Origin of the sequence: Salinivibrio proteolyticus, assembly GCF_001996165.1 — a bacterium.
In the GTDB taxonomy this organism is placed as follows: Bacteria; Pseudomonadota; Gammaproteobacteria; order Enterobacterales; family Vibrionaceae; genus Salinivibrio; species Salinivibrio proteolyticus.
Genome location: NZ_MUFP01000021.1, coordinates 49474 through 56967, shown reverse-complemented (window position 1 = coordinate 56967; position 7494 = coordinate 49474). Strand labels below are relative to the sequence as shown.

Below are 7494 nucleotides of genomic sequence, written 5' to 3'. Positions count from 1 at the left end.
ACACAAACAATCCTATAAAGTTCGAGTAACAGAGTGACTTAAGTCACGTTTGTGTTTTTATTACGACTGAGGAGGTTTGGACGGTGTCGTATCGAGGCGGTAAACAGGCTCGATCTCCAGGTGACGTATCCGACACTTACGATTAACTATCGCTTTGCGCCAAATGGCGATATTCACAATACCATCTTGAACAACACCATTGATATTTGCCTGACAACCGCATGTCCCGTTAATCCAAATATTCAGTCTGAACCCATCGGGGAAGAGCCGTTGTTGCTGGTGACACCGCGCCATGTTAAATCCCCGACTTGGGAAACACTTTGCCAGCTAGGATTCATTGATCATCCAGATGCGAGACATCACGCCGAGTTATTACTTGGAGCGAACTTCGAGCAATACCAAACGGCGCAGTTGCGCCCCATCAAGCAATCTGGCTTTTCTAATCAAATTGGTCTTATCTTACTACCCGTTGCACGCGGACTCGGCTTTACCGTGTTACCCGCCAATGCCGTCGCCGCTTTTGCTCAACAAGCGGCGACCAAAGCTCACCATTTACCGATACCGGTCAGTGAAACTTTATATCTCTGCGCTTTTGCCGGACGCCAGCTGCCCCAGCGCGCGATCAATATCTCAAACGTTATTAAAGAGCTGATCGGTCAGTAGTGATCATCGCTAATCGTCCGGCTGGTTCCTAAGTCTGTTTATCCCCAAACTTAGAAACCAGGCTCAGTTGATTAGCTACGCTTGATCCCATGCCAATACACAGGCCAATGATTCGGTTCACCGAGGTTATTGATCACCGCCGCAATGGTTACCAGTGCGACACTTCCTGCGAGCACGGGCGTAAACAAATAATCGATGCCTACCACTTGAGTCCCCGCTAGCATGATTACCAGTGGATTTGCTCCAGCTGGTGGATGGACGGCACGGCAGGCTTGCATCAGCATAATTGCAAGACCCACTGCTAGTGCGATCACCCAGCTTTCATTTCCCACGCCATACAGCATCGCCAACCCCACACTGGCGGTCAGTAAGTGACCCACAATCACATTTCTCGGTTGCGCGAGCGGCGACTGAGGCGCTGCAAATAAAATCACACAGGTTGCGCCAAAGGGAGCCATCAGCCATGGCACGCCAGTGGTTTGGTTCAGCACGGTTAAGGTAAGAATGCCAAAAAATCCACCCAGCAAGCCTTTTGTCAGTTGAATCCAAGTCGGTTTAGGCGGTAACGCACCGCCACCTTTTAGTCGTTTCATGGTCGTTCCTTCAATGGTTGAGTGAAGTGTACCGATCTGTACACGTTGTTTTAAAGAGTACAGATCGGTACACTTAATGGCAAGTCTTTTTTGGAGAGCATCATGAGTAAGCGCGATCACATCTTGGCGGTAGCCGAGTCGTTATTTAATCAGTTTGGTTACACCGCGGTGGGCGTCGACAAAATCCGTGATGAAGCCGCGGTCTCAAAGACATCGATGTACCGTCACTTTGGCGCTAAATCGGCCTTGATTGAGGCTGTGCTGCAAGCGCGTCATACAAGATTTGAGCAGGGACTGCAGCAGGCTATTGATGCGCATCAGGATAAAGATGCCCAATTGGCGGCATTCCTCGATTGGCATCTGGCGTGGTTTGAACAAGACGACTTTAAAGGTTGTATGTTTATGCACGCAATTGGCGAATTTAAGAGCAATACAGACAGCCAAATTGTAGAGATTGCTAAAGCGCACAAAGACAAAATTTACGGCTTAATTGAACAGATTGTTGGTTCAAAGGCGGTTGCTGATGCGGTGATGACGCTGTTGGAAGGGCTAATCGTAAGGGCTGAATTTGATGTACTCCCCGACCGTGAGTTATGTCTTGCCATGTTACGAAGCTTAATAAGACCCTAGGAGAGCATTAATAGTGACAACGTCACCAATAAGAGCATAGACGATATGCCGGAGCTCTTCTAATCTTTAACCGTGGCGGTTAGTCAGAGGTGACAATGTGAAACGAGGATGGATATTTGTCGTTTGTTGGTTACCGTTGTGTGTCATGGCAAATACACTAACGATTGCTTATCGTGATGCCAGTGACTCTGTTTCTTTGGCGACTAAAGCGATTGTAGAGCATGCATTCACTGCCATTGATGAGCGTATTGTACTGACATGGATGGAAATGCCACTAGCACGGTCCGAAAACGCCCTAGCCAAAGGGATTATCGATGCTGACTTTGGCCGGACACGACTTGTCTATCAAGATATTCCCGAAGCGCTGTATCCAGAAGAGCCACTCATGTCGATTAATTATTATCTATTTGGACACACACATGTTTTAAAGCCAGAAGATTACCAATATGTCGTGGGAATTATTGGTGATCAGGTTAATGTCGAAATCGCAAAACGCTATCAATGGCAGCTTATTCGCGCTAGAACAGAACGCGATGCACTGAATATGGTTAATAGTCAGCGAGTTCAAGCGATGATAGGCTACGGCGGCATTCGAAGTATTATCAAGAAAGAGCAATTTACTGATGTACGAATAGGAGAAAAACCGGTTGAGACTTTCGAGGTTTTTCTCGTCTTGCATCAACGTCATCAGCGACTAATCACACCACTTAATACGGTATTAAGAGACATGAGAGATAACGGCACGATCGCCGCTATCCTTGCCAAACATGGATTATGATTATGGCTGCTGCTCAACCTGCAACTTTTGCTGCCGTACTTTTCGGCGTAACAGCTCGGTATAAATCGGTTGGCCACCCAGCAGTTGCGCAAACAGTGTGGCACCCAGCGTGGTGATAATCAGCGGTAAGATTAGGTAGTAATTGTTGGTCATCTCAATCACCAACAAAATACCGGTAATCGGTGCGCGCACGGTCGCGGCGAACAGAGCGCCCATTCCCGCAATCGCAAACATGCCCGGTTCAATGCCCATGTCAGGGTAGAGATTTGCAATCATCAAACCGAAGACGGTTCCCAGCAAGGTGCCAAGGGCAAGCATGGGAGCGAAAATGCCGCCCGGTGCGCCGGAACCAAAGCAGATGACTGTCAGCAGCGTGCGTGCCATAAAAATAAACAGCAGTGCACTAATTGAATAGTTAAGCGTAACAAAATCAGGGACAAGGTTAATGCCGCCGTGCGTGAGTTCAGGCGCGTACACCAATAGTAAACCGAACACGCCCCCCAAGGTCGACCCCACAATCAACACGCGCTTTTGGCTGTTTTGATACAAGCGTTGAAAGTAATCTTGAAAGCGCATGATTAGGAAATTAAAAATCACCCCAAACACCCCAAAACAGCACCCCAACGCCAAGAAGAACCACAATGAAATCAGTGGCGGTGTCTCGTATTGAGGTAACACGATGACGGCATCTTGACCATTGATATAGCGAAACACAATGTCAGCAATGATTGCCGCAATGATCACCGCTTTAATGGAGATGAGGGTATAGCGAAACTGTGGCCGCATTTCTTCAACCACAAACATGATCGCTGCAAGCGGGGCATTAAACGCTGCGGCTAAGCCCGCTGCGGCACCTGATGCGAGTAGAGTTTGATTGGTGTTACGGTCGTGAATGCGGAAGGTGTCGGTCACCATTCGGCCGATATTGGCACCGATTTGGACACTCGGCCCTTCTCGGCCCAAAATCATCCCTGAGCCTAGCGCCCCCAAACCACCAAAAAATTTCACTGGGATTACCCGCCACCATCGTGTGGGACGAATACCTTCCATGGCACCTTCTACTTCAGGGATACCCGATCCCGCCGCTTCAGGCGCAAATCTGTGCACCAGCCAATAGCCAATTAAGGCAAGGCCCGCACTGATCAGAAAGGCGAGTAATCCCAATGGAATCATTGAGGTGATATTGCTATCGAGCCACTCGGTACGTGTTTGAGAAAGAGAGTGAATCGCGAGTTCAAAGAAGGTGACCACAATACCCGCGAGCAGGCCAATAACAACCGCTAACAATAAGACGGAAACGGGCGTTTTATCGCGTGACCACAGCTTATCGAAGAAAACGCTAGATTTATAAAATACTGCCCTTTTCTTGCTTGATTTACTTACAATTTTCATCAATGTGAACGCAAAGGTTAAGAAGAAAAAACGACGATGAAGTGAGGGTCTCATGCTCCTGAGCCTACACCGTGCTGGGATACGTCCTGTAACCCGAGGAAACGCAATAATACTACGCCAATTAACATAACATGCAAGCATCGTTAGCCAGTGTGCCTACTTGGCTAGTCTGGGCTGGTGGGGGCGTGGTCTACGCTGATCAGTCAGGCTGCCTTGAAGGCGAGCGGGCGATTTTTATCGCATTTTCCCGAGTTCAATCGGTACTGACAAAGAGCGTAACACGTGTTGAGCGTGGTTTTTTTGATTTGAATTAGATCACAGTTTGTAGTGGTGAAAAATTCCGCTGCGACAACACACTGTTGGGACGATGCGCAGCGGAGAGTCACTAGCCTTGGCGAGCGGCAAGGCTATCGCTGATGTCGATTAAGCGATCCAAAATACGTTCACCGTCAACGCCAATGCCATTGTGCTCGTACTCATTGGTCATCCACGCTTGGCTGTTGGCAATCTGCGCCAAAGTTTGACGGGAATAATCGAACTCAACAAACATGTCATCCACATAGGTGGCGCAGGCGAGCGGCACCGTATTGCGCTTGAGTACGTCGAGATCATAAAGCGCCGGCCAATCGCTCTTTTCCGCCAGTAACATGGCGGCGTCTTTAAGCGGTTTAAGGGTAGCCAGTTGATCAAACATCCACGGGTAAACCATTTCGCCGGTAAACCGGAACGGCTGATCGGGCTGATAGTGGAATTGCGGGAATTGATCGCGCACTCGATGGGCTGACCACTGTGACGCCTGCTGCTGGCAGTAAATCGACTCATGCAAAATAGCGTAAAACGGGTTGGTCAAATATCCTTGGTCAGCCTGCATCGCATTTAAGAACGGATAGCTTAAAGTACGCTCACCATTCACCTCGATAAAGGCTCGCTCCAGTAGGTAATACAGCGGTAGCCCGGCATGGCCGCGACCGAGATTCAGTCCCAGTGTTTGAAATTGCTCAACGGTAAACGGCTGACCGTTAGGCAGCGTCACCGTATTGTTTTGCAAATACTGGGCAATCTCGTGACAGCGGGCTTGTGCATCGGGGAATTGGGCAAAAAACTGCTGGTTCTTGTCTTCCACACGCTGATAGGTTTTTTGATACACCGCATCGGCGTGCCCCTCGAGCGGCGGGATACCGCCGGTGACAAACGCGCGTGATAGCGATTGTGGAAAGAACGACAAATAGGTGAGGGCACAGAACCCACCAAAGCTTTGTCCGAGGATCGCCCATTGCTTGATGTCTAACGCCTCGCGTAAACACTCGGCGTCTTTCACGATGCTGTCAGCCCGAAAATGACTCAGATACGCTGCTTGCTCGGCAGGCGTGAGGTGGGCAAGCGTTTGGTGATTTACCGGCGAGCTTAAGCCCGTGCCGCGTTGGTCAAGCAACAGTACGCGGTAATCGTTTAAGGCACGTTTTAGCCAGCCGCTTGCCCCATTCGGACGAGGAGACTCAAACCCAGGCCCACCTTGAAAATACACTAACCACGGTAAATCTTGTTCATTTTTGCGCGTATCAACCACTTCACGGGCGAAAACCGAAATCGATGGGCTGGTGGCGTCATGATGATCCAGCGGCACATCAATGCGATGGCTGCGATAACGAATATGGCGATCCCAGAGTTCTTGCATGGTAATTCCTTTACAAACAAAACGATGACGCGCGCTAGATTACCAGAGTTGACCAACGGCGGCGAGCGGCTATCGCGCCAGCAATCCGCCATCGTTATGTGACACAAATCACTTTTATATTTACTTAGCCTGCTAACTATTTTATAGTGGCTGCCACTTATTACTTAGCAGGCTAAGTAATTTCACGGTTGAGGGAAAAAGCGCATGACATCGTCACATCCTGAACATATGTCGATTGCTGAACATTTAGGACGCACGGCGCGATTGTGGCGCCGTGTTGCCGATTCTGAACTGGCGCCATTGGGGCTGAGTTATCCGCGCTGGAGTGCGCTGTGGATGCTGCGTCGGTTGGGAGACGGCATCAGTCAAAGTGAACTGGCGCAGGCGCTTGAAATTGAGCTGGGCTCGTTGATGCGGACCTTAAAGCACCTTGAAACGCAGGGGCTGATCACACGGCGCTGCTCGCCAGAAGACAAGCGCACCCGAACGGTACACGTCACTGACAGCGGGTGTGAATTGATGACCCGTATTGAAGCGCGGGTGTTGCGGGTACGTAAGCATCTGCTCGCAGGCATTGACGCCGAAGACTTTGACGCCTTAGAGCGGGTGTTGGTCACCATCAATCAAAATGCGATGGACTATACCGCCACCACAAAAGATGACTAAGGCATAGAACAATAACAGAGGTAAGAAGTACGAATGACACCAGATGAAAAATTTGCGCGTTGGGTAAAAGTAGCTGCTCTCAGTTTTGTGTTGCTCTTTGGCTATTTTTTGCTGGCAGATAACGTGATGCCACTAACGCCTCATGCCATGGTGACACGCACCGTGACCAAAGTCGCTCCACAGGTGAGCGGGCCGGTCAGTGCCTTGGCAGTAGAAAATAACCAAGGCGTGCATCAAGGGGATGTGTTGTTCCAAATTGATGATACCCCGTATCGGATTGCGGTCGACCAAGCCAAACTCGCCTTAGCTCAAGCCAGACAAACCAATACTCAGTTAGATGCGTCATTGATGGCGGCGCGGCAAGATGTTTCGGCCTTGGCGTCGGTAATGGCGCAAAAAGTGCGCGAAGCGAAACGCTTAACAGCTTTGTTTGCCAAAAATGGTGTATCACAGCAGCAGCGTGATGATGCAATCAGTGCGGCTAATACCGCCCGCGCGAAATGGGAAGCGGCCAAGGCACGCGTCAGTGCGCTTCAAATTCAACGGGGTGGTGACGGTGCCAGCAACATTGCCGAACAGGTGGCATTGAGCAAATTAAAGAAAGCACAATTGAATCAATCCTACACCACAGTAAAAGCCAGCCATGACGGCGTCGTTACCAACCTGCAATTGGACGTGGGAGCCTATGCCAGCGCTGGTCAGCCATTGATGGCCTTGGTGTCTGACCGCACCGATGTGATTGCCGATTTTCGTGAAAAAAGTGTCCGCGATGTGCACACCGGCACGCCGGTGAAGGTGGCGTTTGATAGTGAGCCGGGCAAGCTTTACGCGGGACACGTGAGTAGCGTGGATGCGGGCGTCAGTGCTGGACAGATCGATGCCAACGGACAACTGGCGTCACCGTCTAATTCCAACCGTTGGGTGCGTGATGCGCAGCGGATGCGTTTGCACATTCAACTCGATGAATGGCCCTCTCATGCGCTACCGACCGGTGCCCGTGCCACGGTGCAACTTATGCCAGACAGCTGGGTTGGAGAAGTATTCGCCAGTGCCCAAGTTGGCTTTTTAAGCCTGCTGCACTACATCTACTAAGGAGG

The 7494-nt window shown here is 50.2% G+C and carries 9 protein-coding genes; 6 read left to right on the top strand and 3 right to left on the bottom strand.

What is annotated here, in order from left to right:
- Positions 1-120 precede the first annotated feature (120 nt).
- Positions 121-663, top strand: a complete 543-nt coding sequence (locus BZJ19_RS14525) for a LysR family transcriptional regulator substrate-binding protein (protein ID WP_157891206.1) — start codon at positions 121-123, stop codon at positions 661-663.
- A gap of 71 nt (positions 664-734) precedes the next feature.
- Here the strand turns inward: BZJ19_RS14525 and BZJ19_RS14520 are convergent, their stop codons facing one another.
- Entirely contained in the window at positions 735-1256 is a 522-nt protein-coding gene (locus BZJ19_RS14520) for an HPP family protein (RefSeq protein ID WP_077676165.1), read from the bottom strand.
- 102 nt (positions 1257-1358) lie between these two features.
- Here BZJ19_RS14520 and BZJ19_RS14515 point away from each other — a divergent pair, with 102 nt between their 5' ends.
- Together BZJ19_RS14515 and BZJ19_RS14510 are read left to right on the top strand one after the other, a co-directional pair.
- A complete protein-coding gene (locus BZJ19_RS14515) occupies positions 1359-1886 on the top strand; it encodes a TetR/AcrR family transcriptional regulator (protein WP_077676164.1) in 528 nt (175 codons plus the stop codon).
- Between the two features lie 145 nt (positions 1887-2031).
- On the top strand, positions 2032-2664 hold the full coding sequence (locus tag BZJ19_RS14510) for a substrate-binding periplasmic protein (protein WP_077676163.1): 633 nt from the start codon (positions 2032-2034) through the stop codon (positions 2662-2664).
- On the opposite strand, the gene clcA is transcribed toward BZJ19_RS14510, so the two are convergent.
- Positions 2665-4110, bottom strand: a complete 1446-nt coding sequence (gene clcA / locus BZJ19_RS14505) for a H(+)/Cl(-) exchange transporter ClcA (protein WP_371440463.1) — start codon at positions 4108-4110, stop codon at positions 2665-2667. It abuts the gene before it with no gap.
- A gap of 77 nt (positions 4111-4187) precedes the next feature.
- Here clcA and BZJ19_RS14500 point away from each other — a divergent pair, with 77 nt between their 5' ends.
- Positions 4188-4370, top strand: coding sequence for a hypothetical protein (locus BZJ19_RS14500; protein ID WP_077676162.1), 183 nt, complete (start codon positions 4188-4190; stop codon positions 4368-4370).
- A 71-nt stretch (positions 4371-4441) separates the two neighbouring features.
- Here the strand turns inward: BZJ19_RS14500 and BZJ19_RS14495 are convergent, their stop codons facing one another.
- Positions 4442-5731 (bottom strand): alpha/beta fold hydrolase, encoded by a 1290-nt coding sequence (locus BZJ19_RS14495; protein ID WP_077676161.1) that lies wholly within the window; start codon positions 5729-5731, stop codon positions 4442-4444.
- A gap of 204 nt (positions 5732-5935) precedes the next feature.
- On the opposite strand from BZJ19_RS14495, the gene BZJ19_RS14490 reads away from it, so the two are divergent.
- Together BZJ19_RS14490 and BZJ19_RS14485 are read left to right on the top strand one after the other, a co-directional pair.
- Positions 5936-6397, top strand: coding sequence for a MarR family winged helix-turn-helix transcriptional regulator (locus BZJ19_RS14490; protein WP_077481274.1), 462 nt, complete (start codon positions 5936-5938; stop codon positions 6395-6397).
- Between the two features lie 33 nt (positions 6398-6430).
- A complete protein-coding gene (locus BZJ19_RS14485) occupies positions 6431-7489 on the top strand; it encodes an HlyD family secretion protein (protein ID WP_077676160.1) in 1059 nt (352 codons plus the stop codon).
- Positions 7490-7494: the final 5 nt, after the last annotated feature.